The organism is Actinoplanes octamycinicus (genome assembly GCF_014205225.1).
In the GTDB taxonomy this organism is placed as follows: Bacteria; Actinomycetota; Actinomycetes; order Mycobacteriales; family Micromonosporaceae; genus Actinoplanes; species Actinoplanes octamycinicus.
The window spans coordinates 4,848,128-4,873,947 of record NZ_JACHNB010000001.1; the positions used below are offsets into that span (position 1 = coordinate 4,848,128).

The 25,820-nt window shown below is 71.6% G+C and carries 28 protein-coding genes; 12 read left to right on the forward strand and 16 right to left on the reverse strand.

All coding sequences use genetic code 11. The features are described from left to right. The first annotated feature begins 3 nt into the window (after positions 1-3). Together BJY16_RS21145 and BJY16_RS21150 are read left to right on the forward strand one after the other, a co-directional pair. Positions 4-1,077 (forward strand): lytic polysaccharide monooxygenase auxiliary activity family 9 protein, encoded by a 1,074-nt coding sequence (locus BJY16_RS21145; RefSeq protein ID WP_185041320.1) that lies wholly within the window; start codon positions 4-6, stop codon positions 1,075-1,077. Positions 1,078-1,177: 100 nt separating this feature from the next. Next, positions 1,178-2,485 carry an SGNH/GDSL hydrolase family protein gene (locus tag BJY16_RS21150; RefSeq protein WP_239177862.1) on the forward strand — a complete coding sequence of 436 codons (1,308 nt, stop codon included), beginning with the start codon at positions 1,178-1,180 and terminating at the stop codon, positions 2,483-2,485. A 16-nt stretch (positions 2,486-2,501) separates the two neighbouring features. Here the strand turns inward: BJY16_RS21150 and BJY16_RS21155 are convergent, their stop codons facing one another. Next, on the reverse strand, positions 2,502-3,125 hold the full coding sequence (locus BJY16_RS21155) for an L-threonylcarbamoyladenylate synthase (RefSeq protein WP_185041321.1): 624 nt from the start codon (positions 3,123-3,125) through the stop codon (positions 2,502-2,504). A 56-nt stretch (positions 3,126-3,181) separates the two neighbouring features. Here BJY16_RS21155 and BJY16_RS21160 point away from each other — a divergent pair, with 56 nt between their 5' ends. Further along, positions 3,182-3,631 carry an NUDIX hydrolase gene (locus tag BJY16_RS21160; RefSeq protein WP_185041322.1) on the forward strand — a complete coding sequence of 150 codons (450 nt, stop codon included), beginning with the start codon at positions 3,182-3,184 and terminating at the stop codon, positions 3,629-3,631. Between the two features lie 824 nt (positions 3,632-4,455). Here BJY16_RS21160 and BJY16_RS49130 read toward each other — a convergent pair. Then, positions 4,456-5,355, reverse strand: coding sequence for an NAD(P)-dependent oxidoreductase (locus tag BJY16_RS49130; protein WP_486303883.1), 900 nt, complete (start codon positions 5,353-5,355; stop codon positions 4,456-4,458). Between the two features lie 60 nt (positions 5,356-5,415). On the opposite strand from BJY16_RS49130, the gene BJY16_RS21170 reads away from it, so the two are divergent. Beyond that, the gene (locus tag BJY16_RS21170) at positions 5,416-6,843 is read left to right on the forward strand and encodes an NAD-dependent succinate-semialdehyde dehydrogenase (protein ID WP_203759183.1); all 1,428 of its coding nucleotides are present in this window, start codon (positions 5,416-5,418) and stop codon (positions 6,841-6,843) included. A gap of 1 nt (position 6,844) precedes the next feature. Here BJY16_RS21170 and BJY16_RS21175 read toward each other — a convergent pair whose 3' ends face one another. Continuing rightward, positions 6,845-7,474 carry a Uma2 family endonuclease gene (locus tag BJY16_RS21175; RefSeq protein ID WP_373873479.1) on the reverse strand — a complete coding sequence of 210 codons (630 nt, stop codon included), beginning with the start codon at positions 7,472-7,474 and terminating at the stop codon, positions 6,845-6,847. Between the two features lie 40 nt (positions 7,475-7,514). Between BJY16_RS21175 and BJY16_RS21180 the strand changes: the two genes are divergently transcribed. The 4 genes from BJY16_RS21180 to BJY16_RS21195 all read left to right on the forward strand — a co-directional run bounded on the left by BJY16_RS21180 (position 7,515) and on the right by BJY16_RS21195 (position 11,174). After that, entirely contained in the window at positions 7,515-7,898 is a 384-nt protein-coding gene (locus tag BJY16_RS21180) for a GntR family transcriptional regulator (protein WP_185041325.1), read from the forward strand. A gap of 8 nt (positions 7,899-7,906) precedes the next feature. Then, a complete protein-coding gene (locus BJY16_RS21185) occupies positions 7,907-8,773 on the forward strand; it encodes an ABC transporter ATP-binding protein (protein ID WP_373873478.1) in 867 nt (288 codons plus the stop codon). Further along, positions 8,770-9,786, forward strand: a complete 1,017-nt coding sequence (locus BJY16_RS21190; RefSeq protein WP_185041327.1) for an ABC-2 membrane transporter-related protein — start codon at positions 8,770-8,772, stop codon at positions 9,784-9,786. Before BJY16_RS21185 ends, BJY16_RS21190 begins: the two co-directional genes overlap by 4 nt. Before the next feature lie 248 nt (positions 9,787-10,034). Next, positions 10,035-11,174, forward strand: a complete 1,140-nt coding sequence (locus BJY16_RS21195; RefSeq protein ID WP_185041328.1) for a sugar ABC transporter substrate-binding protein — start codon at positions 10,035-10,037, stop codon at positions 11,172-11,174. Here the strand turns inward: BJY16_RS21195 and BJY16_RS21200 are convergent, their stop codons facing one another. From BJY16_RS21200 to BJY16_RS21210, 3 genes are read right to left on the reverse strand one after another with little or no spacing between them, the layout of a single operon-like run. Further along, positions 11,175-11,909: an alanyl-tRNA editing protein gene (locus BJY16_RS21200; RefSeq protein ID WP_185041329.1), complete on the reverse strand. Its 735-nt coding sequence runs from the start codon at positions 11,907-11,909 to the stop codon at positions 11,175-11,177. It abuts the gene before it with no gap. Between the two features lie 11 nt (positions 11,910-11,920). Next, positions 11,921-12,400, reverse strand: a complete 480-nt coding sequence (gene smpB, locus BJY16_RS21205; protein WP_185041330.1) for an SsrA-binding protein SmpB — start codon at positions 12,398-12,400, stop codon at positions 11,921-11,923. Positions 12,401-12,416: 16 nt separating this feature from the next. Next, complete coding sequence (locus tag BJY16_RS21210) at positions 12,417-12,689, reverse strand: hypothetical protein (RefSeq protein WP_185041331.1); 273 nt, start codon at positions 12,687-12,689, stop codon at positions 12,417-12,419. 173 nt (positions 12,690-12,862) lie between these two features. Here BJY16_RS21210 and BJY16_RS21215 point away from each other — a divergent pair, with 173 nt between their 5' ends. Together BJY16_RS21215 and BJY16_RS21220 are read left to right on the forward strand one after the other, a co-directional pair. After that, positions 12,863-14,980 (forward strand): MMPL family transporter, encoded by a 2,118-nt coding sequence (locus BJY16_RS21215; protein WP_185041332.1) that lies wholly within the window; start codon positions 12,863-12,865, stop codon positions 14,978-14,980. Positions 14,981-15,283: 303 nt separating this feature from the next. After that, positions 15,284-15,610: a putative quinol monooxygenase gene (locus BJY16_RS21220; protein WP_185041333.1), complete on the forward strand. Its 327-nt coding sequence runs from the start codon at positions 15,284-15,286 to the stop codon at positions 15,608-15,610. Here the strand turns inward: BJY16_RS21220 and BJY16_RS21225 are convergent. The 8 genes from BJY16_RS21225 to BJY16_RS21260 all read right to left on the reverse strand — a co-directional run bounded on the left by BJY16_RS21225 (position 15,607) and on the right by BJY16_RS21260 (position 22,770). Beyond that, on the reverse strand, positions 15,607-15,972 hold the full coding sequence (locus BJY16_RS21225) for a hypothetical protein (protein ID WP_185041334.1): 366 nt from the start codon (positions 15,970-15,972) through the stop codon (positions 15,607-15,609). The two genes, BJY16_RS21220 and BJY16_RS21225, sit on opposite strands and share 4 nt — an antisense overlap. 1 nt (position 15,973) lies before the next feature. Next, positions 15,974-16,702 carry a hypothetical protein gene (locus BJY16_RS21230; RefSeq protein WP_185041335.1) on the reverse strand — a complete coding sequence of 243 codons (729 nt, stop codon included), beginning with the start codon at positions 16,700-16,702 and terminating at the stop codon, positions 15,974-15,976. Between the two features lie 2 nt (positions 16,703-16,704). Further along, positions 16,705-17,040, reverse strand: coding sequence for a type VII secretion target (locus BJY16_RS21235; protein WP_185041336.1), 336 nt, complete (start codon positions 17,038-17,040; stop codon positions 16,705-16,707). Continuing rightward, a complete protein-coding gene (locus tag BJY16_RS21240; RefSeq protein ID WP_185041337.1) occupies positions 17,037-17,363 on the reverse strand; it encodes a hypothetical protein in 327 nt (108 codons plus the stop codon). The genes BJY16_RS21235 and BJY16_RS21240 overlap by 4 nt, the downstream gene beginning before the upstream one ends. A gap of 112 nt (positions 17,364-17,475) precedes the next feature. Beyond that, entirely contained in the window at positions 17,476-18,543 is a 1,068-nt protein-coding gene (locus BJY16_RS21245) for a cellulose binding domain-containing protein (protein WP_185041338.1), read from the reverse strand. A 192-nt stretch (positions 18,544-18,735) separates the two neighbouring features. Then, complete coding sequence (locus tag BJY16_RS21250; RefSeq protein WP_185041339.1) at positions 18,736-20,112, reverse strand: (Fe-S)-binding protein; 1,377 nt, start codon at positions 20,110-20,112, stop codon at positions 18,736-18,738. Further along, the gene (locus BJY16_RS21255; RefSeq protein ID WP_185041340.1) at positions 20,112-21,287 is read right to left on the reverse strand and encodes an FAD-binding oxidoreductase; all 1,176 of its coding nucleotides are present in this window, start codon (positions 21,285-21,287) and stop codon (positions 20,112-20,114) included. Before BJY16_RS21255 ends, BJY16_RS21250 begins: the two co-directional genes overlap by 1 nt. Before the next feature lie 22 nt (positions 21,288-21,309). Then, positions 21,310-22,770: an FAD-linked oxidase C-terminal domain-containing protein gene (locus BJY16_RS21260; RefSeq protein ID WP_185041341.1), complete on the reverse strand. Its 1,461-nt coding sequence runs from the start codon at positions 22,768-22,770 to the stop codon at positions 21,310-21,312. 142 nt (positions 22,771-22,912) lie between these two features. Here BJY16_RS21260 and BJY16_RS21265 point away from each other — a divergent pair, with 142 nt between their 5' ends. Together BJY16_RS21265 and BJY16_RS21270 are read left to right on the forward strand one after the other, a co-directional pair. Then, positions 22,913-23,602 carry a hypothetical protein gene (locus BJY16_RS21265; protein ID WP_185041342.1) on the forward strand — a complete coding sequence of 230 codons (690 nt, stop codon included), beginning with the start codon at positions 22,913-22,915 and terminating at the stop codon, positions 23,600-23,602. 272 nt (positions 23,603-23,874) lie between these two features. Continuing rightward, positions 23,875-24,285 (forward strand): helix-turn-helix domain-containing protein, encoded by a 411-nt coding sequence (locus BJY16_RS21270; protein ID WP_185041343.1) that lies wholly within the window; start codon positions 23,875-23,877, stop codon positions 24,283-24,285. Here BJY16_RS21270 and BJY16_RS21275 read toward each other — a convergent pair. Both BJY16_RS21275 and BJY16_RS21280 read right to left on the reverse strand, forming a co-directional pair. Beyond that, positions 24,233-25,336: an MAB_1171c family putative transporter gene (locus BJY16_RS21275; protein ID WP_185041344.1), complete on the reverse strand. Its 1,104-nt coding sequence runs from the start codon at positions 25,334-25,336 to the stop codon at positions 24,233-24,235. The two genes, BJY16_RS21270 and BJY16_RS21275, sit on opposite strands and share 53 nt — an antisense overlap. Then, positions 25,333-25,668, reverse strand: coding sequence for a hypothetical protein (locus BJY16_RS21280; RefSeq protein ID WP_203759182.1), 336 nt, complete (start codon positions 25,666-25,668; stop codon positions 25,333-25,335). Before BJY16_RS21280 ends, BJY16_RS21275 begins: the two co-directional genes overlap by 4 nt. Positions 25,669-25,820 lie beyond the last annotated feature (152 nt).

Below are 25,820 nucleotides of genomic sequence, written 5' to 3' on the forward strand. Positions count from 1 at the left end.
CGCATGCGACTTGTCCGAATGATCGCGGCGCTGGCCCTGGCCACGGCGGCGGGCGTGCTCGCGCTGCCGGCCGGCGCGCAGGCACACGGGGCCATCCAGGTCCCCGGCAGCCGTACCTGGTTCTGCTACCAGGACGGCCGCAACCCGACGACCGGCGCGATCGAGCCGAAGAACGCGGCCTGCGCCGCGGCGGTCGCGCAGAGCGGCGTCACGTCGCTGTACAACTGGTTCGCCGTGCTCCGCTCGGACGGCGCCGGGCGGGTCTCCGGGTTCATCCCGGACGGCCAGCTGTGCAGCGGCGGGACCGGCGGCCCGTACAACTTCACCGGGTTCAACCTGGCCCGGACCGACTGGCCGGCCACGCACCTGACGGCCGGCGCCACCATGGAGTTCCGCTACAACGACTGGGCCAAGCACCCGGGCACCTTCTCGCTCTACATCACCAAGGACGGTTACGACCCGACCAAGCCGCTCGCCTGGAGCGACTTGGAGCCGACGCCGTTCGACCAGGTGACCAACCCGCCGGCGAACGGCGGGCCGGGCACCGACGACGGGCACTACTACTGGACCGGGAAGCTGCCGGCGAACAAGACCGGCAAGCACCTGATCTACTCGGTGTGGTCCCGCTCGGACAGCACGGAGACCTTCTACGGCTGCTCCGACGTGGTGTTCGACGGCGGCAACGGTGAGGTCACCGGGATCGGCACGGTGCCGACGACGACCTCGCCGACACCGCGGCCGTCGGTCTCCACCTCCACCACCCCGAACCCGGGCAACGGCGGCTGCACCGCGATGTACAACGTCGTCTCCTCCTGGAGCGGCGGGTTCCAGGGCCAGGTGATGGTGCACGCCGGGACCACCGCGATCAACGGCTGGAAGGTCGGCTGGACCTGGCCGGGCAGCCAGACCCTGGCCTCGGTGTGGAGCGGCAAGGGCACCGCGAGTGGCTCACTGGTCACGGTGAGCAACGAGACCTGGAACGGTACGGTCGCTGCCGGCGACTACACCACATTCGGGTTCCTCGGTTCCGGCTCGGCGCCCGCGAGCGTGCAGAATCTAGCCTGCACGACCGGGTGACCCGTCGATCCCGGAAGGTGACGTCACGTCACCTTCCGGGATCGGATCCCCGACGGTGGACTTGACGGCACTTGCGTGGGTTTTCTACGTTGCGCGTATCTTGCGACGAGATCTTCTCCCCGACCTGGGGCGCGCCACCACCCGGCGCGCCCTGATCTTCGGCGGTGCCGCGGCGGCCGCACTGGTGGCCACCCCCGGCATCGCCGGTCCGCTGCTGCCGGCCCGCGCCCGGCAACGCTGGACCGGCACCTGGGCCACCGCGAACACCGCGACCGAGCGCGGCGAGAAGCTGCTGCCGGCCGACCGGACCGTCCGTCAGGTGGTGCACCTGAGCGTCGGCGGCGTCCAGCCCCGCCTCAGACTGTCCAACGAGTTCGGCGCCACTCCGGTACGCCTCGGCGAGATCTGGACCGGCCTGCGCGCCGGCGGCCCGGACAGCACCGCGTTCCAGCCGGCCACCATGCGCCCGGTCACCTTCGGCGGCCGGGCCGGCGTCCTGCTCCCGGCCGGCGGCGCCCTGGTCAGCGACCCGGTCCCGGGCCTGACCCTGCCACCCGGCGCCGACCTGGTGATCACCTACCACCTGCCCGAGGCGACCCGGATCGGCACCGTCAGCACCCACGCCTACCAGCGCAACCGGATCCTGCCGGGCAACGTGGCGGCGGTCGCCGATCCGGCCGGCGGCAAGGTCAGCAAGCGCTATCTGCTGCTCGGCGGGGTCAGCGTGCGGACCGCCGGGCCGAGCGCCGCGGTGGTCGCCTTCGGTGACTCGATCACCTGCGGCGCGTCCACCACGCTCGGCGCCAACCACCGCTGGCCGGACCACCTGGCCGCCCGGCTGCGCGCCGCCGGGCTGCCGCTCGGCGTGCTGAACGCCGGGATCAACGGCAACCGGCTGCTGGTCGGCCCGGACATCCCGGTCCCGGCCGGCGGCGGCGGATCCGGCGCCGGCGCGCCCGGCCGGGCGTTCCCGCTCAGCATGGGCCCGGCCGGGCTGCGCCGCCTCGACCGGGACGCGCTGGACCAGCCCGGCGCCCGCTACCTGATCACGCTGATCGGGGTGAACGACATCGGGCACGGGACCGCGGCGGCGCCGATGATCGCCGGGCATCTCCAGCTGATCGCCCGGGCCCGGCAGGCCGGATTCACCGTGATCGGCGGCACCCTGCTGCCGTTCGGCGGCAGCGTCGCCGACGCCCCGGCGACCCGGCTCGCCCGGAGCACCCTCAACGACTGGATCCGGCGCAGCGGCGAGTACGACGCGGTGATCGACTTCGACGCGGCGGTCCGCGACGGCGCGTACCCGGAACGGCTGTGGCCCGGTTACGACAGCGGCGACCACCTGCACCCGAACGACGCCGGCATGCTGGCCATCGCCTCGGCGGTCCCGCTCGGCTGGTTCCGGTAGCGGACCCGTCGGCGCCTCAGTCGCTGAACCGCGTCGGGTCGCCGGCGCCGACCCGCAGCACCTCCGGCTCGCCCTCGGACAGGTCGATCACCGTGGTCGGCTCGGTGCCGCACTCGCCGGAGTCGACCACCGCGTCCACCGCGTGGTCGAGCGCCTCCTTGATCTCCCAGCCCTGGGTCATCGGCTCCGGCTCGCCGGGCAGCAGCAGCGTGCTGGAGACCAGCGGCTCACCCAGCTCGGCGAGGATCGCCTGGGCGGTGGTGTGCGCGGTGATCCGTACCCCGACGGTCTTCTTCTTGGGGTGCAGCAGCCGGCGCGGCACCTCCTTGGTGGCCGGCAGGATGAACGTGTACGGCCCCGGCGTGCTCGCCTTCACCGCCCGGAACAGGGCGTTGTTGATCTGCACGAACTGCCCGAGCTGCGCGAAATCGTGACACATCAGGGTGAAATGGTGCCGGTCGTCGAGATGCCGGATCGCCCGGATCCGGTCCAGCCCGTCCTTGTTCCCCATCCGGCAGCCGAGCGCGAAGCACGAGTCGGTCGGATAGGCGATCAGCCCGTCCTCCCGGATCAGCCCTGCGATCTGCTGGATGCTGCGCGGTTGCGGATTGTCCGGGTGCACGTCGAAGTACTTCGCCACTCCTGGCAGCCTATGCCTGCCCGATCAGCCTCCAGCCCGCGGCCTAGGGTCGGGGGATGGAGATCGTCCACCGCCCCGCGGTCCGCATCGTCTGCTTCGACGCGGACGGCCGTGTCCTGCTGCTGAACTGGGAGGACCCCACCGACGGGCACCGCCTCTGGGAGCCGCCCGGCGGTGGCATCGACCCGGGCGAGACGCCGCTGGAGGCGGCCCGGCGCGAGCTGACCGAGGAGACCGGCCTCGACCCGGACGCGATCCACCCCGAGTTCGTTCTGGTCGAGCGCGAATGCGTGTGGAAGGGCCGCCGCATGGTCGGCCCCGAACAGTTCTTCACCGCCCGCTTCCCCGGATCGCAGCCGGCGATCGGACGGGACGGCCTGCTCCCCTACGAGCGGGCGGAGCTGCTCGGTGTCGCCTGGGTCCACCCGGACGACTTCCCCAGCCTGCCGGACGTCCTGGAGCCCCCGTCGCTGCCAGACCTCTGCCGCACTCTCGCCACCAGCTGACCGCTGCTCACCTGCGGTTTCCCCCATTTGCGGTACGCCCACAGCACCGTCCAGCCCGAGCCGCACCGTCCCGAGCCTCCCGAGCCGCACCGTCCTGAGCCGCACCCTGCCCGAGCCGCACCGCCCCGAGCCTCCCGAGCCGCACCGCCCCGAGCCTCCCGAGCCGCATCGTCCCGAGCCTCCCGAGCCGCATCGTCCCGAGCCTCCCGAGCCGCATCGTCCCGAGCCTCCCGAGCCGCACCGTCCTGAGCCGGACCCTGCACAAGCCCGGCTCCACCCGTGCCCGGACCTGCCGAAGCCCGGACCCACCCGAGCCGGACCTGCCCGAGCCGGATCCACCCGGGCCGGACCCGCTCGGGTTCCGCTCGCCCAAGACCCCGCCTGCCCGGGTCCGCTTGCCCCAGACGCGGCTCCGCGAGTGGCGCATGCCGGAGTTTCGCCTGGTCAGGCAGCGATATCCCGAACGCAATGGCGCGAAACGCGACCGTCAAGCCCCACTCGTCAAGCCCTACTCGCCGAGACCCGCCCACCCTGGGGGAGCCCCCGCTGAGCAGTGTGGCGCGAAGTCGCGGCCTCCGCGGGGCGGCCTGTGGACGACGCGCTGCTGTGGAGAACTCCGGCTGACGGTGGGCGTGCTGACCGCCGTACCGAAAACCGCTCTGACGGTGGGCGTGCTGACCGCCGTACCGAAAACCGCTCTGACCCCGGAGCGAGCGGCGGCCGCCGCGGCAGACGCATGGTGTGAAGCGGCGCGGTCGGCCGGGGCACGGATCAGCCGGAGCGGGACTCATGGTGTGAAGCGGCGCGGTCGGCCGGAGCACGGATCAGCCGGAGCGGGACTCCAAAGCGTGGATCACCGCGGCCATGTCCTCGCCCGCGTGACCACCCGACGACGTCTCCGCGTAGAGCTCCAGGCACGTGTCGAGCAGCGGCGACGAGATGCCGGCGGTCTCGGCGGCCTCGACGATCAGGTGGTTGTTGTAGAGGACGTCGCGGATCGAGGCCTGTACCGAGAAGTCGCGGTCGAGCAGCTTGCGGGCCTTGATCCGGGAGACCGCGCTGGCCATCGGGCCGGCGTCCAGCGCGGCCAGCAGGGTGGCCTGGTCCAGCTTGTGGCGGGCGGCGAAGTGGAACGACTCGGCCAGGCCGGTCACCATGCTGATCAGGAAGGTGTTGACGGCCAATTTCATCAGCAGGCCGTTGGGGACCGGGCCGCACCGGACGGTTTCCCGGCACATCGGCGCCAGCAGCGGCGCGACCCGGTCGAGGTCCGGATCGGTTCCGGCCAGCATGGCGACCAGCTGGGCGGTCTCGGCGGGCACCCGGGATCCCGACACCGGGGCCTCGACGTAGTGGCCGCCGGCGTCCCGGATCTGCTCGTCGAGCCCGCGGGACCAGGCCGGCGAGGTGGTGCCCATGTGCACCAGCGTGCGGCCGGCGACCAGCCGCTCGAAGCCGGGCGCGTCGCGGTCCAGCACCCGGTCGGCGACCCGGTCGTCGGCCAGCATCATGAACACCACGTCGGCACGCGCGAACAGGTCGGCGACGTCGGTGGCGACGGCGGCGCCGGCCTCCCGGAGCGCCTCGGCGGCGGCCGCCGACCGGTTCCAGACCACCAGGTCGGTCCCGGCCCGGGCCAGGTTGAGCGCCATCGGCCGGCCCATCACGCCCAGCCCGAGAAATCCCACGGTCACCCGGCTCACGCTAGACGCCGCCGGGGTCACGTGAGGGGTCCAATCGGCGAAGCGTGGCGGCTCGTCCGGATCCGGAGAATGCTGGGGCCCATGGAGACTGAACTTTTCCTCGGCGGCAAATGGGTGCCCGCGTCCTCCGGCAACCGTTTCGACGTGCTGGACCCGGCGACCGGCGACACGATCGCCTCGGTGGCCGACGGCGCGGAGGTGGACGCGATCGCCGCGGTGGACGCGGCGGCGGCCGCGGGCCCGGGCTGGGCCGCGACACCCCCGCGGGTACGCGGTGAGGTGCTCCGCAAGGCGTTCGAGCTGATGACCGAGCGGGCCGCCGACCTGGCCGAACTGATCAGCCTGGAGAACGGCAAGGCGCTCACCGACGCCAAGGGCGAGGTGACCTACGCGGCCGAGTTCTTCCGCTGGTTCGCCGAGGAGGCGGTGCGGATCGACGGGAACCTGACCGGGGCCCCCGGCGGGACCAACCGGATCCTGGTCACCCGCCAGCCGGTCGGCGTCTGTGTGCTGGTCACGCCGTGGAACTTCCCGGCCGCGATGGCCACCCGCAAGATCGGCCCGGCGCTCGCGGCCGGCTGCACGGTGGTGCTCAAGCCGGCCAGTGACACCCCGCTGACCGCGCTCGCGATGGCCGCCATCCTGGCCGAGGCGGGCGTGCCGGAGGGCGTGGTGAACGTGCTGCCCTCGCGCAGCTCCGGCAAGGTCGTCTCGACGATGCTGCGCGACGCCCGGGTCCGCAAGCTCTCCTTCACCGGCTCCACCGAGGTCGGCCGGATCCTGCTCGCCCAGGCCGCGGAGAACGTCGTGAACACCTCGATGGAGCTGGGTGGCAACGCCCCGTTCGTGGTCTTCGCCGACGCCGACCTGGACGCCGCGATCGAGGGCGCGATGCTCGCCAAGATGCGCAACGGCGGCGAGGCGTGCACCGCGGCGAACCGGTTCTTCGTCGAGGCGGGCATCGCCGACGAGTTCTCCCGGCGGCTCGCCCAGCGGATGTCGGCGCTGGTCGTCGGCCCGGGCACGGACGAGAAGACGCAGGTCGGCCCGCTGGTCAACGAGGACACCGTGGCGAAGGTCGACGATCTGGTGAAAGGCGCGCTGGCGGCCGGGGCGGAGGCGGTCACCGGCGGCAGCCGGCCGGCCGGGAAGGGCTTCTACTACCCGCCGACCGTGCTGACCGGTGTCGGCGCCGACGCGGCGATCCTGCGCGAGGAGATCTTCGGCCCGGTCGCCCCGATCGTCACCTTCACCGGTGAGGACGAGGCGGTCCGGCTGGCCAACGACACCGAGTTCGGGCTGGTCGCCTACGTCTACACCGGCGACCTGGCGCGCGGCCTGCGGGTCAGCGAGAGGATCGAGGCCGGCATGGTCGGGCTGAACCGCGGCCTGGTCAGCGATCCGGCCGCCCCGTTCGGCGGGGTGAAGCAGAGCGGCATCGGCCGGGAGGGCGGCCACGAGGGCCTGCTGGAGTACCTGGAGTCCAAGTACATCGCGGTGAACTGGTAGATCAGCGGCGGCGCAGCAGGGACGCGGCGTCGAGCTCGAAGGGGAACGGCTCGGTGGCGAGGAGTCGTTCCCCGCGTGCCTGCTCCCTGTAGTGGCCGCTGTCGAGCTGGAGCAGGCGCAGATCGAGCGTGTGCCCGTTCGGTTCGACCAGCAGGTACCACTCGATCCGGGCGGCGGCGTAGAGCGCCATTTTCAGCACCCGGTCGTTACCGGCGTTTCCTGGTGAGACGATCTCGGCGACCAGGCGAACCTGATCCGCCTCGAGGACGGAGACATCCTCCAGGGGGGATACGGCCACGTCCGGGATGAAGAGCCGACCGGCCTGCAGCCTCACGTTGACGGCTTCGTACACCCAGAGATCCGCATCGTCGGCTCCTGGCTCCAGAAGGTTCGCCAGCTTGCGGGAGATGTTCTGGTGGCGCGTGGTCGGTGCCGGGCTCACCAGCAGACTCCCGTCGAAAAGCTCGATCCGGTTCGTGGTCTCGCCGAGGGCCAGGTAGTCCTCCTCGGACCAGGGCCCCACGTGTTCTGTCACGGCGACGCTCATGTCGTCCAGCCTGCCATGCGCGCCGCCTGCCGGGCCACGGTCGTCAACCGGCTGGGGTCGTCCCTTTTCCTCGTGGAGGTTCATCGCTATTGTGCTAGGTAACTAGTAGAATGGTGGTGGTGAGGTGATCGAGTTTCACCTGGACACGCGGTCCGGGGTGGCGCCCTACATGCAGCTCATCCAGCAGGTGCGGCACGCGCTGCGGCTGGGCGTGCTGAAGGAGGGCGACAAGCTGCCCACCGTCAAGGAGGTGGTGGGCCGGATCGCGATCAACCCGAACACGGTGTCCAAGGCGTACCGCGAGCTGGAGTACGCGGGCCTGGTCGCGGCCCGGCCGGGCGTCGGCACGTTCGTCACGAAGACGCTCGGCTCGCTCGGCGAGCACGAGCCGCTGCGGCAGGGCCTGCAGCGCTGGCTCGCCGAGGCCCGGGAGGCCAGCCTCGACAACGAGAGCATCGAGGCCCTCTTTCTCAGCACTTTTCGGGATTTTTCGGAGGCACGGGCATGACTAGCGCGATGCACACCGAAGAGCTCACCCACCGGTACGGCCGCCGCACCGCCCTCTCCGGCTGCACCCTGGACGTCCCGGCCGGCCACGTGGTCGGCCTGGTCGGGCCGAACGGCGCCGGCAAGTCCACCCTGCTCCAGCTCGCCTGCGGGCTCCTCGATCCGACCGCGGGGCGGATCGAGGTGCTCGGCGAGCGGCCGGTCAGCGGGTCGCCCCGGGTCGGCTTCGTCGCCCAGGACACCCCGGTCTACGCCGGTCTGACCGTCGCCGAGCACCTGACGCTCGGTGCCCGGCTCAACCCGGCCTGGGACGACGGGCTGGCCCGGCGGCGGATCGCCCAGGCCGGCCTGGATCCGGCGCAGAAGGCCGGCAAGCTGTCCGGCGGCCAGCGCGCCCAGCTGGCGCTGACCGTGGCCGCCGCCAAACGGCCCGAGCTGCTGCTGCTCGACGAGCCGGTGGCCGCGCTCGACCCGCTGGCCCGCCGGGCCTTCCTGCAGAGCCTGATGGAGCTGGCCGCCGAGCACGGGATGAGCATCGTCATGTCCTCGCACCTGGTCGCCGACCTGGAACGGGTCTGTGACCACCTGATCGTGCTGGTCGGCTCCCGGGTCCGGGTGGCCGGTGACGTGGACGAGCTGCTCGCCGGCCACCACCGGCTGGTCGGCCCGCGCCGCTCCGCGGAGTCCCTCGGCGCCGGCCGGGACGTGATCGAGGAGCGGCACACCGACGTGCAGTCGACGCTGGTGGTGCGCAGCACCGCGCCGATCGACGACCCGTCCTGGCAGGTGGACTCGCTGAGCCTGGAGGACCTGGTGCTGACCTACATGAGCGAGGGCCAGCCGGCCGGCTCCCGGGTGCTGGAGGGACAGCGATGATCTGGTTGACCTGGCGGCAGTTCCGCACCCCCGCGCTCACCACCGGCGCGGTCCTGCTGGTGTTCCTGGCCGGTCTGGCGCTGACCTGGGCGCAGGTGGGTGACCTGGCGTCCGCGGCGGGCTTCACCGGGTGCCGGGGTGACGCCTGCACCGCCGCCGCCGACACCTTCCTCACCTCGCTGTACGGCGGGTGGGCGCGCCAGCTCTACAACGGCGGCATGGTGGCCATGGCCCTGTTGCCGGCGCTGCTCGGGATCTTCTGGGGCGCGCCGCTGGTGGCCCGGGAGCTGGAGACCGGCACGTACCGCATGGTCTTCAGCCAGTCGATCGGGCGGCGGCGCTGGCTGCTGGTCAAGCTGGGGCTCGGTGGCGCCGCCGGCGCGTTCGGCACCGGCCTGGTCAGCCTGGTGTTCAGCGCCTGGGCGCGCCAGATCGACGCGGCCGCGGGGGACCGGATCACCCCGCTGATCTTCCAGGCGCGGGGGATCGTGCCGGTCGGCTACGCGGCGCTGGCGTTCGTGGCCGGGGTGACCGCCGGGCTGCTGCTGCGCCGGACGGTGACCGCGATGGCGGTGACCCTGCTGCTGGTCGCCGGGCTGCAGATCGCCGTGCCGCTGCTGGTGCGCCCGTGGCTGGCCCAGCCGGTCACCACGGTCACCGCGCTGGATCCGACCCAGCGGATGGGGATGTCGTTCAGCATGGAGACCAAGGAGATCCGGCTGGAGCCGGTTCAGGAGATGAAGAACGCCTGGATCATGGACAGCTCGGTGATCACCGCGTCCGGGGCGGAGTTCCGTGGCCCGGCGGACACCACCAAGTGCGGTCCGGAGGCGCCCGCCGAGCGGCAGACGTGTCCGGAGTGGCTGCGGGCGCAAAATCTGAGCACCAAGCTGACCTATGTGCCGGACGCCAAGTTCTGGACCGTTCAGTGGCGTGAGTTCGGCCTTCTGGTGGCCCTCAGCCTCGCCCTTTCGGCCTTCTCGCTGTGGTGGATCAGGCGCGGTTCGATCTGAGAGGCGATTCACGGCGGCCCGCTCGGCGGGCCGCCGTGCCTTGTTACGGCCCGGTTTCGCGGTTTCGGAAAAAGGAAGTTGTCAATACAGTCCGTGATGCCTTGCCGGTGACGCGGGGCGAAGTGAATAATCTTGCACTCAGGCCTACACCCGATGTTGCGGCCGAGGCGCGTTGGCCGATACTTGGCGGGCTTCCCGGCAACCCCCCACGCAGGTCGGGATCCACCCCTGAGAGGACTTCTACTGCCATGCGCAAGGCACTGTTCGCACTTGTCGCCGCCGGCCTGATGACGTCGGTCACGCTTACGGCCTGTGATGACGGCGGGGACGGCGGTGACTCCGGCGACAGCAGCACCACGACGTCGAACGCGACCTCCTCGGGCAAGGGCAAGAACGGCGTCGGCGTGATCCTGCCGGACTCGAAGAGCTCCACCCGGTGGAAGAACGACGACCCGAAGTACCTCGAGGCCGCGTTCAAGGGCGCCGGGGTGCCCTTCGAGATCCAGAACGCCGAGGGCGACAAGGAGGCGTTCAAGGGGATCGCCGACGCCATGATCAGGAGTGGCGTCAAGGTCCTGATGATCGCGAACCTGGACTCGGTCAGCGGCAAGGCCGTGATCGACAACGCCAAGTCGAAGAAGATCCCGGTGATCGACTACGACCGGCTCACCCTCAACGGCGGCGCCGACTTCTACGTCAGCTTCAACAACGAGGAGGTCGGCCGGCAGCAGGCGAACGGCCTGATCAACTGCCTGAAGGCGAAGGAGCTGTCCTCGGCGCCGGTCATCGCCGAGCTGAACGGCTCGCCGACCGACAACAACGCCACCCTGTTCAAGAGCGGCTACGACTCGATCCTGCAGCAGCAGTACGACAACGGCGCGTACCTCAAGGGCCCCGACCAGTTCGTCCCGGAGTGGGACAACGACGAGGGCAAGGAGATCTTCGCGCAGATGCTCAAGCAGTGGCCGAACATCGGCGGCGTGCTCTCCGCCAACGACGGCCTCGGCAACGCGGCGATCCAGGTGCTCAAGGAGAAGGGCCTGAACGGCAAGGTCCCGGTCACCGGCCAGGACGCCACCGTCGAGGGCCTGCAGAACATCATCGCCGGCGACCAGTGCATGACCGTGTACAAGTCGATCAAGCAGGAGGCCGGCGCCGCCGCCGACCTGGCGATCCAGCTGGTCAAGGGCCAGAAGAAGGCGGTCAAGGACAAGGTCAAGGACCCGGAGTCGGGCGCTTACATCGCCTCCGTGCTGCTCACCCCGAAGCCGATCACCGCGGACAACATCCTCAGCGACGTGGTCGCCGACGGCTTCGTCACCACCAAGGACATCTGCACCGCCAAGTTCGCCAAGGCCTGCAAGCGGTACGGCCTGCAGAACAAGTGATCACGAGCGGGGGCCGGTGATCCGGATCCGTACCCGCCGGTTCTGCCGGCCCTTGCTCTCCACCTTCACCACCTCGACCCGGCCGACCTGAGCGGTCGAGGCCACGTGGGTGCCCCCGTCGGCCTGCACGTCCAGGCCGACGATGTCGATCACCCGGATCTCCGGGTTCTCCAGCGGCGGCAGCGCGTCCTGGGTGCGCACCAGCGTCGGGATCAGCAGCGCCTCCTCCCGGGGCAGCACCCGGGCGACGATCTTGCGGTCCGCGGTGATCTCCGCGTTGACCGCGTCCTCCAGCGCCTGCTTGAAGCCGGCCGGGACCTCCGGCAGGTTGAAGTCCATCCGGGCCTCGCCGGGCTGCATGATCCCGCCGGTCACCAGCGCGCCGAAGTCGCGGAACACCGCGCCGCAGAGGATGTGCAGGCCGGAGTGGGTGCGCATCAGGCTGCTGCGGCGCTCGTCGTCGAGCGCGCCGCGCACCGTGGTGCCGGCCGCCGGGACCGGGTCGCCGGGCGCCGGGATCAGGTACTGATCGTCGCCCTTGCGGGTGTCCACGATCCGGGTCTGCACGCCCTCCCAGAGCAGCACCCCGTGGTCCGGCGGCTGCCCGCCGCCGCCCGGGTAGAACGCCGAGCGGTCCAGGACGATCCCGGCCTCCGGGTCGGCCGGGTCGGACCAGAGCACCGTGCAGTCCCACTCGCGCAGGGTGGGATCGATCCAGTCGAGGCGTTCGGTCACCCGCTGATTATCTAGCGGCGGCCCTTCAACCGGCGGCCCATCTCCCGGGCGATTTCCTTCTTGGCGTCCCGCTCGGCCATCACCTGGCGCTTGTCGTACGACTTCAGGCCCCGGGCGATGCCCAGCTCGACCTTCGCCCAGCCGTCCTTGAAGTACATCGACAGCGGCACCAGGGTGAGCCCGGTGCCGTCGCCCAGCGTGTTCAGGATCTTGATGATCTCGGTCTTGTGCAGCAGCAGTTTCCGGGTGCGGCGCGGGGCGTGGTTGGTCCAGCTGCCGAAGCCGTACTCGGCGATGTGCAGCCCGTACAGCATGATCTCGCCCTCGTGCTCCTGGGCGAACGCGTCGACCAGCGACGCGCGGCCCAGGCGCAGCGACTTCACCTCGGTGCCGGCCAGCACCAGGCCCGCCTCGTACGTCTTGAGGATCGCGTAGTCGTGCCGCGCCTTCTTGTTCGAGGCGATCAGCTTGGTCCCGGTCTCCTTGGCCACCCTCAGAGACTAGCGATCACTCGACGGACGGGATCGGGCGGCGCATCGAATAGGTCACGCTGCTCAGCCGATGGGGCTCGCCCTGCACGTGGATCACCGAGCGCTCGTAGGCCTGCCACCCGGCGGCGCCCGCCCGGTTCAGATGGCGCAAATCATCGAACCGCTCGTCGGTGCCCCAGCGCAGCACCCCGCCCGGGTGATGGAACGTCGCCGTCCAGTCCATGAACCGGTCGGTGCCCAGCGTGCCCGCCGCGCGGTACTCCAACCGCGCATACTCCCAATTGGTCACCCGAACGATTATGCCGCCATCTCGGGTACGCCGTCGTCCGTACTGGACACTCTCGTTCGTACTCCCGGTGGCGCAGCTCACCCCTGAGGTAACCCTGATTCGTCCGCCCCGGGGGTTCTGATGGATCTATGAGCGTGCTTACGCTCCGCGGGTCGAATTGTTGGGGGGAAACGATGACGACCGGATCCTTCGCTCGGTGGGTCTGCGGACGCCGCACCAAATGGGTGGTGCTGGCACTGTGGATCGCGATCCTGGTGTTCGCCGGCTCGCAGGCCGGCAAGCTCGGCAGCGTCGAGAAGAACGACAACGCCTCCTGGCTGCCCGGCGACGCCGAGGCAACCCAGGTGGCTGACCTGCAGAAACAGTTCCAGCCGGACGACATCGTGCCGGCCATCATCGTCTACGAGCGGCCCTCCGGGATCACCCCGGCCGACCAGCAGAAGGCCGCCGCCGACGCCCAGGCGATCGCTTCGGTGCCCGGCGTCTCCGGGAAGGTGCAGGGGCCGTTCCCGTCCGAGGACAAGGCCGCGCTCCAGGTGATCGCGCCGATCAAGGTGGACGCCGACGGCTGGGACAAGATCGCCGGCACGGTCGACCAGATCAAGACCATCACCGGCCCGGGCACGGACGGGCTCGGCATCCATCTGACCGGCCCGGCCGGGGTGGCCGCCGACTCGGCGAGCGCCTTCGAGGGCATCGACGGCACGCTGCTCTACACCACGCTGATCGTGGTCGCGGTGATCCTGCTGGTCACCTATCGCAGCCCGGTGCTCTGGCTGCTCCCGATCATCACGGCCGGCGTCGCGCTGACCACCGCCCAGGCGGTGATCTACCTGCTCGCCAAGCACGCCGGTCTGGTGGTGAACGCGCAGAGTGCCGGCATCCTGACCGTGCTGGTCTTCGGCGCCGGCACCGACTACGCGCTGCTGCTGGTCGCCCGCTACCGCGAGGAGCTGCGCCGGCACGCCGACCGGCACGAGGCGATGATCTTCGCGCTGCACCGGGCCGGTCCGGCGATCATCGCGAGCGCGGCCACCGTGGCGATCGGCATGTCCTGTCTGATGCTCGCCGAGGTCAACTCCACCCGTGGCCTCGGCCCGGTCGCCGCGATCGGCATCGTGGTCGGCCTGATCGCCATGATGACCCTGCTCCCGGCCATGCTGGTGATCTGCGGCCGGTGGCTGTTCTGGCCGGTCAAGCCGCGCTACGGCACGCCCGAGCCGACCGCCACCGGCATCTGGGCCCGGATGGGCAACCGGATCGCCCGCCGGCCGCGGATCGTCTGGGTGACCACCACCGTGGTGCTCGGCGCGATGGCGCTCGGCCTGCTCCAGCTCAACGCGAACGGGCTCAGCCAGGAGGACTCGTTCACCAGCGACCAGCCGTCGGTGACCGGCGCCCAGGTGCTGGCCAGGCACTTCCCGGCCGGACAGGGCCAGCCGGTGGTGGTGATCGCGAACGCGCCGCAGCAGCAGGCGGTGCACGACGCGTTCGCCGCGGTGCCCGGCATCACCGAGGTCAGCGAACCGGTGGTGAAGAACGGCCTGGTCCAGTTCGAGGGGACGCTCAAGGACGCGCCGGACAGCCCGGCGGCCGAGGACACCGTGATCGCGGTCCGCGACGCGGTCCATCCGATCCCCGGCGCGGACGCCAAGGTCGGCGGCTTCACCGCGCTGACCCTGGACATCAACGAGGCCAACAAGCACGACAACCGGCTGATCATCCCGCTGGTGCTGCTGGTCGTGCTGATCATCCTGGCCGTCCTGCTGCGCTCGCTGATCGCCCCGATCCTGCTGATCGCCACCGTGGTGCTGTCCTTCGCGGCGGCGCTCGGGGTCAGCGCGCTGATCTTCCGGCACGTCTTCGGCTTCGCCGGCGAGGACACCGCGTTCCCGCTGTTCGTCTTCGTCTTCCTGGTCGCCTTGGGCATCGACTACAACATCTTCCTGATGACCCGGGTCCGCGAGGAGACCCGCGAGCACGGCACCCGGCGCGGCGCGCTGATCGGCCTGGCCGCCACCGGCGGCGTGATCACCTCGGCCGGCATCGTCCTCGCCGGCACGTTCGCGGCGCTCGGCAGCCTGCCGCTGGTCGCGTTCGCCGAGATCGGCTTCGCGGTCGCCTTCGGCGTGCTGCTGGACACCCTGGTGGTCCGCTCGGTGCTGGTCACCGCGCTCACCCTGGACGTCGGCCGCTGGATGTGGTGGCCGAGCGCGCTGTTCCACCACGACGCGTCGGTCAACGCCCCGGTGTCGCCGGCCCCGGCCGTCCTCACCCCGCATTCCGACTGACCCGGTATCCCGCCTGACTCCGTATTCCGACCGGCTCCGCCTTCCGATTGACCGCGCATTCCGACTGACCTCGGGACTGCGGGCATGCTCGAGGTCCGCTCCGGCTTCCGGCCGCCGCTTTCCGGTACGACGCTCCCGTCGTACCGGAATCGGAACGGTCGAACGCCGGCGCGGACCTTTCGCGTGCCCGCGGTCGTCGGGCTTGATCCGCCGCGTGGTCACCGTCGGAACGCGCCACTTCGGACGGCGTCCGGGGCGATGATGAGGGAACCCGGGCAACCACCAGCGCGAGAGGACACCGCGATGATCTTCATTACCGCCAAGTTCCTGATCAAGCCGGAGCACGCCGACGACTGGCCGCGGATCGCCGCGCCGTTCACCGAGGCGACCCGCGCCGAGCTGGGCTGCCTGTGGTTCGAGTGGTCCCGCAGCGTCGACAACCCGCAGGAGTACGTCCTGGTCGAGGCGTTCAAGGACGGCGCGGCCGGCGCCGAGCACGTCGGGTCCGCCCACTTCAAACAGGCCCAGCAGGACCTGCCCCGCCACTTGATGGCCACCCCGAAGATCGTCAGCCAGTCGGTGGACCAGGACGGCTGGTCAGAACTGGGCGAGATGCGCGTCGAGGGCTAGTCGTCCGGCCATAGCCCGGTCGGTCGATGGATCGGGTCGTGACGGTGGTCGCTCAGGTCCGCGCCGAAGCGTGCACGGATCTGAGCGCCGAAAGTCTCACGTTGCTCCGGAGTCAGCTCCGCTTCCCACTGTCGGTACCGCTCGACGCCGGTCATCAACGGACCGGCGTACACCGAGGTGGTGGCGAGGTCGCGCAGGCGGACACGCCCGGCCAGCAGATCCTCCGCCATCTCGGCCAGTTCCGGGCCGGCCGCGCCGCCCCTCATCCGGCCCAGGGCGTCCTTGACCTCCCGGGCCAGCGCGGCGCTGCCCGCCATGGCCTCCAGCTCGCGGTCGATGGGGTCTTCCCCGCGGTGGTCCACGTCAGGCTCCCGGAGGGGTGTACGGCGCACCGGGCAGCGGGATGTCGTCGAGGCTGCCGCCCTGGTAGGCGACGTCCATCGCGGTGCCGAAGAAGCCGAAGATGCCCATCATGGCGGTATTGATGACAGTGGAGATCTTGTTGCAGAGGGACACCATCCGGGCGACGATCAGCGCCAACGCCGCGTATCCGGGCGCTCCCACGGCGGCCCCGACGCCGGTCGACATCAGCGCTGTGCTGCCGCCGGCGATGACACCCGCGAGGATTGCGCTGTCCACCAGGTTCTGGATCAGGTTCCCGAGCTGGTTCGCCAGACCCCACGCCCCGTTCGCGGCCTTGTGGTACGCCTCGCCGACCTCATTCAGCCTGGTCCGGAGCAGGTTCAGCGACGAGGACAGCGACGTGAAGTAGTTGTACGCCGCGTCGTTGGCGTTGCCGTCCCAACGCGAGTCGAGCCGCAGCATGCCCTGCTGGAGGTTGACGGCGAGCTGGTCGGTGCACTCCCCGATGTTGGTCAGGGCGTCCCCGAACTTCCAGATGGCAGCCCAGTCGCCGCCCACCCACTCCGTGCAGTAGCCGATGGCGTTGAAGTCGGTCAGGCTCTCGATGATCGCGTTGATCCAGGCGGTGGGCGACACCCAGTTGAACAGCATGCCGGGATCGGGGAAGCCGTTGGTGGCGGAGGTGTCCGGTTCTTCCGGCGCCACCAGCGCTGCGGTCGGATCGGCCATCATCAGCTCCCGGCGGAGGTGATGGGCCGCTGCGCCGGCGGGTAACCAGCGTCGATCTCGGCCGCGGACCGGGCGTCGGTGTGCTCGTAGGCAGCGGCCACGTTGTCCATGTTCCGCGCCGACGTGTCCAAGATGAGCGCCAGCTTGGTCAAGGTCTCGTCGAGGTCAGTCAGGAAACGGGTGTGCCGGCGGGTCAACTCGCCGAGGATGCCGCTCTCGTGCGGCGTGAAGGATCCCCACCTGTCGGCATAGCCCCGAGTCTCCTCGGCGACGCCCGAGCCGTCCGTCAGCTCAGCCGCGTACTGTCTCAGCGCACCGGGAACGACGTGGAACGTCATCCGTTGATCCCTCCTGTCACCAGTGAGGCGACCACCAGCAGGACCATCCCGGTCACGGCCAGGACGCCGCATCTCTTCCAGAGCTTGCTGAGCCGGTCCGGGTCCTGAGTCCGGTGCAGATTGACGGCATCGATGACGGCCGGGACGAACGCCACGCCGGCCGGAATCAGCAGGATCCAGGTGGTCACGGGCACCTCGTCGCCCTGAAGGAGCGTGACGACGCCGGCGAACAGCGCCAGGAGGTAGACGAAGGCGAAGAGCAACGCGAACTTGCCCACCACTCTGCGAAGGGTCAGCTTGGCTTCCTCGACACCGCTGTCCATCTCGCTCCCCAGTCATTCCGGCGGCGAAGCCTGACAGCGGTATGAACGCCCGCCCATCGCGCCAGGTTCAATCGGGGTGTCCGGCCGGGCCTGGCAGGCCCGGCTGGAACGGTCAGGAGAGGGCGGCGGCGAGGGGCGGGTACCAGCGGTTGGCGAGTTTGGTGTTGCCGGCGTCGTTGGGGTGGACGCCGTCGTAGGTGTCGGTGGCGGTGTCGAAGCCGGTCCACTGGTCGACCACGGTGATCGGGGAGGTGGCCGTGGTGAGGCCGGCGGCCCAGGCCGGGATGGCGGCGTTCAAAATGGTCACGCGCTGGGCGCACGCGGCGCAGGTGGACGGGTTCATCGGGATGATCTGGGCGACCAGGATCTTCATCGTCGGGTTGCTGGCGCGCATCTGGCCGACCAGGGTGGTGTAGGCGGCCAGGATGGATGAGGTCGGCAGGTTGCTCCACACGTCGTTGGTGCCGAAATGCATCAGGACGACGTCCGGGCGGGTCGCGGCCAGCCAGTCGACCAGCAGGTCCTGGTTCGCCACGGTGGTGGCCAGGTATCCGCCGTGCCCCTCGTTCTCGCCGTCGTAGGGGAAGCCGCAGCCCTGGCCGGGCAGCGTGCCGACGAAGTCGACCCGGTCGGCCGGGAGCTTCTGCCAGAGCAGCGCGCGCCAGCAGCCGGGGGAGCCGGTGATCGAGTCACCGAGCGCCATGATCTTGATCTTGGATGAAGGCGGGGTCGAAGGCGGCGTCAACGGAGATGTAGCCGGGGACGACGGGGTGACATCCCCGTTGCACGCCACGCCGTTGAGCGTGAAGCCGGTCGGCACCGGATTCGACCCGGTCCACGATCCGTTGAAGCCGAACGAGGCGGTCCCGCCGGTGCCGACCGCGCCGTTCCACGCGGCGTTGCGCACCGTGACCGCGGCGCCGGACTGGCTGACCGAACCGCCCCACAACTGGGTGATGGTCTGCCCGCTGCCGAAGCTGAACCCGAGCGACCACGCGGTGACCGGGTCGCCGAGGTTGGTGATCTCGACCGCGGCGCCGAACCCGCCCGGCCACTGGTTGGAGACGGTGTACTTCACCGAGCAGCCGGCCGCCGCGTTCGCCCGGGTGGCGGTGGCGAACAGGGAACCGGCGAGGAGGACGCAGGCGCTGGCGAGGACGGCCAGCCTTCGTCGATGCATGGTGTTACCTCCGGAGTGCATGGCGGTGGGAGCGCTCCCATCAACATGCATCGATACGCGAGGTGCGGTGCCGGTCCGTGGCGGGCCGCGGAGCCGTAAGCGGCGGTCCGCAGCCGGTCGGCGATCGCTCCGGGCCCGTGCGCGCCGGTCAACGGCCGGTCAGCGGTCGGTCAACGCCCGGTCTGCGGTCGGTCAACGCCCCGTCAGCGTGGCCGCCCCCAGGTTCCGGATCGACGCGTCGAGCACCTGGGCCGTGTGCGCCAGCGCGATCTCCCCGCCCCGCCGCCGGACCGCCGCGGCCACCTGCATCAGGCAGCCCGGGTTCGCCGTGACCAGCACCGCCGCGCCGGTGTCCAGCACCGCGGCGGCCTTCCGGTCGCCCAGCTCGGCGGCCGGCTCCGGGTTCAGCACGTTCCACACCCCGGCCGAGCCGCAGCAGATCTCCGCCTCGGCGATCTCGCGCAGCTCCAGGCCGGGGATGCCGCGCAGCAGCGCCCGCGGCTGGGTCCGGATGCCCTGGGCGTGCCCGAGATGACAGGCGTCGTGGTAGGCCACCGTGATCGGCAGCGGATGCCGCTCGGCGACCGGCCCCAGCTCGTCGAGCAGCTCGGCCAGGTCGCGCACCTTCGCCGCGAAGGCCGCCGCCCGCGCCGCGTAGGCCGGGTCGTCGGCGAGCAGCTCGCCGTACTCCTTCAGCGACGACCCGCACCCCGCCGCGTTGACCACGAAATAGTCCATGCCGGTGCGCTCGAAGGTGTCGATCAGCCGCCGGGCGAACCGCTCCGCCTCGGCCCGCCGTCCGTTGTGCACGCTCAGCGCCCCGCAACAGCCCTGCCCGGCCGGGATCAGCACGTCACAGCCCTCGGCCGCGAGGATCCGCACGGTCGCCGAGTTGACCTCCGGGAAGAACGCCGACTGCACGCACCCGGTCAGCATCCCGACCACCGCGCGGCGGGTGCCCCGGGCGGCGACCCGGCGCGGCGGCCGCGGCACGCCGCGCAGCCGCGGCGCCAGCGAGTCCAGCGTGGCCAGGGTCGGCGCGAGCCGCTCCAGCAGACCGCTCCGCGAGATCAATTTCTGCAGACCCGATTTCTGGTACGCCCACAGCGGCCCCCGCACCAGCCGAAGCCGCCGCGGATAGGGGAACACCGCGAAGATCGCCGCCCGCAGCGCCCGCTCCCGAGCCGTCCGCGGATGCCGCCGCTCCACCTGCGCCCGGGTGTCCTCGATCAACCGGTCGTAGCGCACCCCGGACGGGCACGCGGTCACGCAGGACATGCAGCCCAGACACCGGTCGAAGTGGGTGACCATCGACTCGGTCAGCGGCTCGCCCTCCAGTCCCTGGGCGATCAGATGGATCCGGCCGCGCGGCGAGTCCATCTCCTCGCCCCACAACACGTAGGTCGGGCAGGTGGTCAGGCAGAACCCGCAGTGCACGCAGTCCGACACCAGCTCACCGGAGGGCGGGTGGTGATCGTCGAAGGCTCCCGGCCCGCCCGCGCTCCCGGCGGCTCGCAGCGCGTCGGGCGGGGCCGGAGCGGTGCCCCGGGTGGCGTCCACATCGGCCATCAGATGCCTCCCACGAAACGGCCCGGCGCGAACCGGTGCTCCGGATCGAACTGGTCCTTGACCCGGCGCATCAGCGCCAGCCCGGGCACCGGCCCCCACATGTCGAGGGTCTCCCGCACCCCGGCCGGCGCGGTCAGCACCACGGCGTGCCCGCCGGCGCGGACCGCCGCCGCGCGCAGCAGCTCGACCGCCCGGCCGGCCTCGACCGTCCCGTCCGGGCACTCGGCGACCGGAGGGAAACCGGCGTAGAGCACCCCGGTCCCGGCCGAGCCGCGCACCGTCGCGCCGGCCCCGACCGCGGTCGCCACCAGCGCCGGGACCTGCGACAACCGGCCGGTCAGCTTGATCCCGACGCCGCCGGGCGGCCAGGGCGGCACGTCCCACCACTCCGGCGGGGTGCCGGCCACCGCGCCGTCGAGCAGCGCGGCCACCGCGGCGGCCCGCTCCCGCACGCCGGCCGGGGTGCCCTCCAGCAGGACCGCCAGCTCGGGCTCCGTCCCGGGGGCCGCGCACACCTCGAGGGCGCTGGCCGCGAACTGCCCGGCGAGGACCCGGGCAGCGTGGCCGGGCGGGGCGCAGGCGCGGACGAAAACCGAGGCGGCCGGCACCGGATGCAACCGGAAGACGCACTCGGTGATCAGCCCGAGGGTGCCGAAGGCTCCGGTGTAGAGCTTGCCCAGGTCATAACCGGCGACGTTCTTGACCACCTTGCCGCCGGACTTGGTGATCGTGCCGTCCGGGCGGACGACGGTGATGCCGATCAGCAGGTCACGGGCCGTGCCGTAGCGCAGCCGGCGGGGACCGGACGCGTTCGCCGCGACCGTGCCGCCGGCCGTCGCGGCGGGCGGTGCGTCCAGCGCCAGCTGCTGGCCGGGCAGGCCGTGCAGCTCGGCCATCCGGGTGCCGGCCCGGACCACGGTGATCAGGTCGCCGGCGGCGTGCTCGACGACCCCGGCCAGCCGCCGGGTGTCGATGATCAGGTCCAGCTCGCGGGGCGGGACACCCCAGTCCAGCTTGGTCCCGCCGCCACGGACCACCACGCTGAGCCCGCGCGCCGCCTCGATCAGCGCGGCCGCCTCGGCGGTGTCCCGCGGCGCGGCGACGAGACGGGCCGGCACCCCGGCGACCACGTCGTCGTCCCCGGCCTTCGTCGTCAGCTCGTCCAGCGTCGCCATCAGAAGACCTCCGCCGCCGCCATCAGAAGACCTCCGCGACATCCTGCTCGTGCAGCGGGTGGGCGCCCTTGCGCGGGCCGGGGCGCTCCCCGCACAACCGCGGGGTGGGGAAGACCTTGCCCGGGTTGGCGATCCCGTCCGGGTCGAAGGCGCACCGGACCAGCTGCATGGTGTCCAGGTCGGCGTCGCTGAACATGCGGGGCATGTACCGCGCCTTGTCGACGCCGACGCCGTGCTCGCCGGTGATCGAGCCGCCGTGCTCGATGCACAGGTCGAGGATCGCCCCGGACACCGCCTCGGCCCGCTCGGCCTGGCCCGGCACGGTGTCGTCGAAGAGCACCAGGGGATGCAGGTTGCCGTCGCCGGCGTGGAACACGTTGGCCACCCGGACGCCGTGCTCGGCGGCGACCTCGCCGATCCGGCGCAGCACCTCGGGCAGCGCGGTCCGCGGGATCACCCCGTCCTGCACGATGTAGTCCGGGCTGATCCGGCCGACCGCGGCGAACGCCGACTTGCGCCCCCGCCAGATCAGCGCCCGCTCGGTGTCGTCGGCGGCGATCCGGGTCTCGAACGCGCCGTTGGCCGCGCACAGCGCGCTGACCTCGTCGAACTGGGCCTCGACCTCGGCGGCCGGCCCGTCCAGCTCGACGATCAGCACGGCGCCGGCGCCGGCCGGATAGCCGCACCGGACGGCCGCCTCGGCCGCCTCGATGGCCAGTGCGTCCATCATCTCGACGGCGGCCGGGACCACCCCGGCCGCGATGATCGCCGAGGTGGCGGCGCCGGCCTGGTCGGTGGAGCCGAACGCGGCGAGCAACGTGCGCACCGTCTCGGGCAACCGGGTCAGCTTGACGGTGACCTCGGTGGCCACCCCGAGCGTGCCCTCCGAGCCGACGAACGCGCCGAGCAGGTCGTAACCCGGGGTGTCCGGGGCCGGGCCGCCGAGCCGGACCAGCTCGCCGTCCGGCGCGACCACCTCGAGGCCGGTCACGTGGTTGGTGGTGAAGCCGTATTTCAGGCAGTGGGCGCCGCCGGAGTTCTCCGCGACGTTGCCGCCGATCGAGCAGATCTGCTGGCTGGACGGGTCGGGGGCGTAGTAGTAACCGTGCGGGGTGGCCTCCTTGGTCACCTGCAGGTTGATCACGCCGGGCTGGACCACGGCGCGCTCGTCCTCCGGCCGGACGTCGAGGATCTCGCGCAGCTGGGAGGTCACGATCAGCACGCCGTCGGCGTGCGGCAGGGCGCCGCCGGACAGCCCGGTGCCGGAGCCGCGGGCCACGAACGGGACGCCGGCCGCGGCGCACTCCCGGACCACCTCGGCGACCTGCGCGGCGGTGACCGGGAGGGCGACCAGAGCGGGGATGACCTTGTAGTGCGCGAGGCCGTCGCACTCGTAGGTGCGCAGCTCCTGCCGGTCGGTCAGGACCCGCCGCGCCCCGATCGCGGCCCGCAGCCGAGCCGCCAATGCATCGATGTCGGTCATCGCCGGCCTCCTCGCTGACGCCTACCGCCACGCTATCGGTGATCGCCGCACCGCGCGACGGCTGACCTCGCGCCTGTGGAAAACCGGCCGGGCCGGCACACGCGTTTTTCGCCTGGCGGCCGGAGTCTGTCACTATGGCCGGATGCTCGTGACCGCCAGCCCGCTCCGGGTCGCCCTCGCCGCCGCCTTCGCCCTGGTCGCGGTGGCCGGCTGCAGCTCGGACGACGAAGCGCCGGACGCCGGCCGGATCGAGGTGACCACCATGCGGGGCGCGTTCCTGCAGGCCGCCGACATCGGTCCGACCTGGAGCGCGCCGGAGACCAGCGCCGACCCGCAGCAGATGGTGAGCTTCTGCGGCGGCACCAGCACCCCGCCGTCGTTGCCGCCGGGCGCCGAGCCGGTCGCCGCGTCGTTCGCCGACGAGGGCGAGACCGGTGCGCAGACCCTGGAGCAGCTCGCCCTGGTCTACCCGGATCAGAAAGCCGCGCAGGCCGGTCAGGCGCTGCTGCGCGCGGTCGCCGACGGCTGCCCGCCGAGTGTCTCGGTGCCGGCCACCTCCACCACCGGCAAGTCCGAGCCGGCCTACGCCGAGACGGTCGAGGTGCAGGAGCTCAGCGAGGGGGACTGGTCCGGGTTCGTGCTGCTCCGGCACAAGAAGTACGAGGCCGCCCACCCGGGCACCGCGGACACCGCGGTGGCCGTGCTGACCACGCGCAACGTGGTGCTGGTCGACACCTACGCGATCTACCAGCTGAACAAGTCGACGCCCGCGCCCGGCTTCGAGGCGGACTGGAAGAAGCTGGTCGGTTCGGTCGTCCAGCGGGTGGGATAGACAGGCGGACGCGCTTGGTCTAATGTTCGCGGTGCGCCGTTGCGAGTTCTTCCCCCGTGGAATTCGCAGCGGCGCCCTTATTTTGCCCTCTCATGGGCTACTTCTCCCGGTGAACCTTGAGCGATGCTCAACTCTCGCCTAGGCTCATGCCTGGCTCATCAACCTCAGTTTACGGCCGCCGGCATCGGGGGATGTGCATCAGCGTGCCCGCAGGGCTTCGTTGCTGCCCATGGCGTCCATCTGAGAGGGTCACCGGTGGGGGGTGGTGCGGAGTGGCCGCTACAGAGGGGGTCTTCTCGATCGCGGGGAAGCTGGATCGGCTCTTCCGCACCACGGGCGGGCCGGAGCCCAGCCACATGGCGGTCGCCGAGGCGATCCGGGACGGGCAGGGCGTGCCGATCTCGCACACCTACATCTGGCAGTTGCGCACCGGCCGCCGGGACAACCCGACCGTGCAGCACCTGACCGCCCTGGCCGGCTATTTCGGCGTGCCGGTCGCCTACTTCCTCGACGACGAGCTGGCCGCCCGGGTGGACTCCCAGCTGGAGCTGCTGCGCAGCCTGCGCGCCGCCGGGGTCACCGAGATCGCGCTGCGGGCCGCCGATGTGTCGCCGCGTGGCCGCGAGGCGATCAGCGAGGCGATCCGGCAGGTCTGGGAGTCCGAGCACCCGCCGACCGCCTGAGCACCCGGAAAGCCGCGCTCACCCGGGACAGCCAGGCCACCTCGTCGGCCATCTCCGGGCCGACCGTCGCCCACGATCCGCCCGGGTCGGCCGGCGGCTCGCCCCGCTCCCGTCGCCGCAGCGCCTCGATCAGCGCCCGCGCCTCGGTCACCGCCGGGTCCTCGCCGGGCGGCGCGGCCGGGCAGGCCGGCAGATGCTCGCGCAGCGCCAGCATCCCGTCCCGGATCTCGATCACCCGGCGGTAGACCCGCAGCCGGGCGCCGGCCGAGCCCGGGAACAGCAGCGCCGAGCGGGCCGGCGGCATCAGCACCACCTGCGGGAACGCCTCACGGATCGCGTTCCACAGCGGTCGCAGGACCAGCAGTTGACGGTACGCCCCGAGCGCCGACCGCAGCCGGGCCACCGGGGGAGCGGTGCCCCCGGCGACGAAGAGCACCAGTCCGGCGGCGCGCAGCGCGTTCGGGTACGGCTCCCAGACCGCGAAGTCCAGGTGCACCCCGGCGCCCCGGGTCAGCACGAGCAGGAGTTTGCCGGTGGCGTACCCGGCCATCAGCAGGCTGCCCGCGCCCATCGCCAGCAGCCCGTCGCGCAGTGCCCCGGCCGGGGCGGCCCGCCGGACCGTCGCGCACGCCCAGCCGGCCAGGAACAGCACCGCCGCCAGGTAGCCCTCCAGGACCACCCAGTACGCCGTCTCCAGCGGGGTGAGCCCGGCGGTCAGCCGGGCCGGGCTGGCCGGCACCCCGTGCCGGCCGGCGAGCACCAGGAAGATCAGCGTCGCCGCGGTCAGCCCCCGCTGCCAAGCCACCCGCCCGGACCCGGTGACCAGCGAGATCAGCCGCAGCAGCAGGTACGCCGACACCACCCCGAGCAGCTGCGCCACCATCGGCACGTCCCGCCCGGCGTCCAGCGCCGGCACCGCCACGGTGACCGCGAGCGCGCCGCTGACCAGGCTGCCCCAGAGCACCAGCTGCCGCCGGTTCTGCCGGATCGCGGGCAGCCGGGCCAGCACCCCCAGCCAGAGCACGACGGCCAGCGCGATCCCCGCGGTCACAACGGGTGGGCGCCGAGCGCGGTGGCGAACCGGCCGAGCGGGTCGTCGCGCTCCGGCACGCCGGCCGTCCGGATCATCGAGGCCAGCATCTCGGCCTCCCGTTCGTCGGCGGTGGTGTGCCCGCTGCGGCCCAGCGCCCGGACCACCAGCTCCGGGTCCAGGTCGGGGAAGAGGTGGGAGAACGCCGGGCCGGCCGAGTGCTCGCAGAGGATGTGCGCGATCTCGTGCAGCACGATGTGCTCGGCGTGCAGCGGGGTGGTGCCCGGGTCGTAGAAGACGTAGTCGGCGGCGGGCAGCGCCAGCCACAGCCCGCAGGGGGCGCCGCTGCCCATCCCGGGCAGTGGGCGGCGGTGCAACGGACGGCCGCGCCGGGCCGCCACTTCAGCGCTGAAAACGTCGAGGTCGAAAGGATGCGGAACGCGGATGCCACGCAGCCGCCGTTCGCAACGCCGGCGCAGACCCTCCATTGCCGAAACGGTACCCG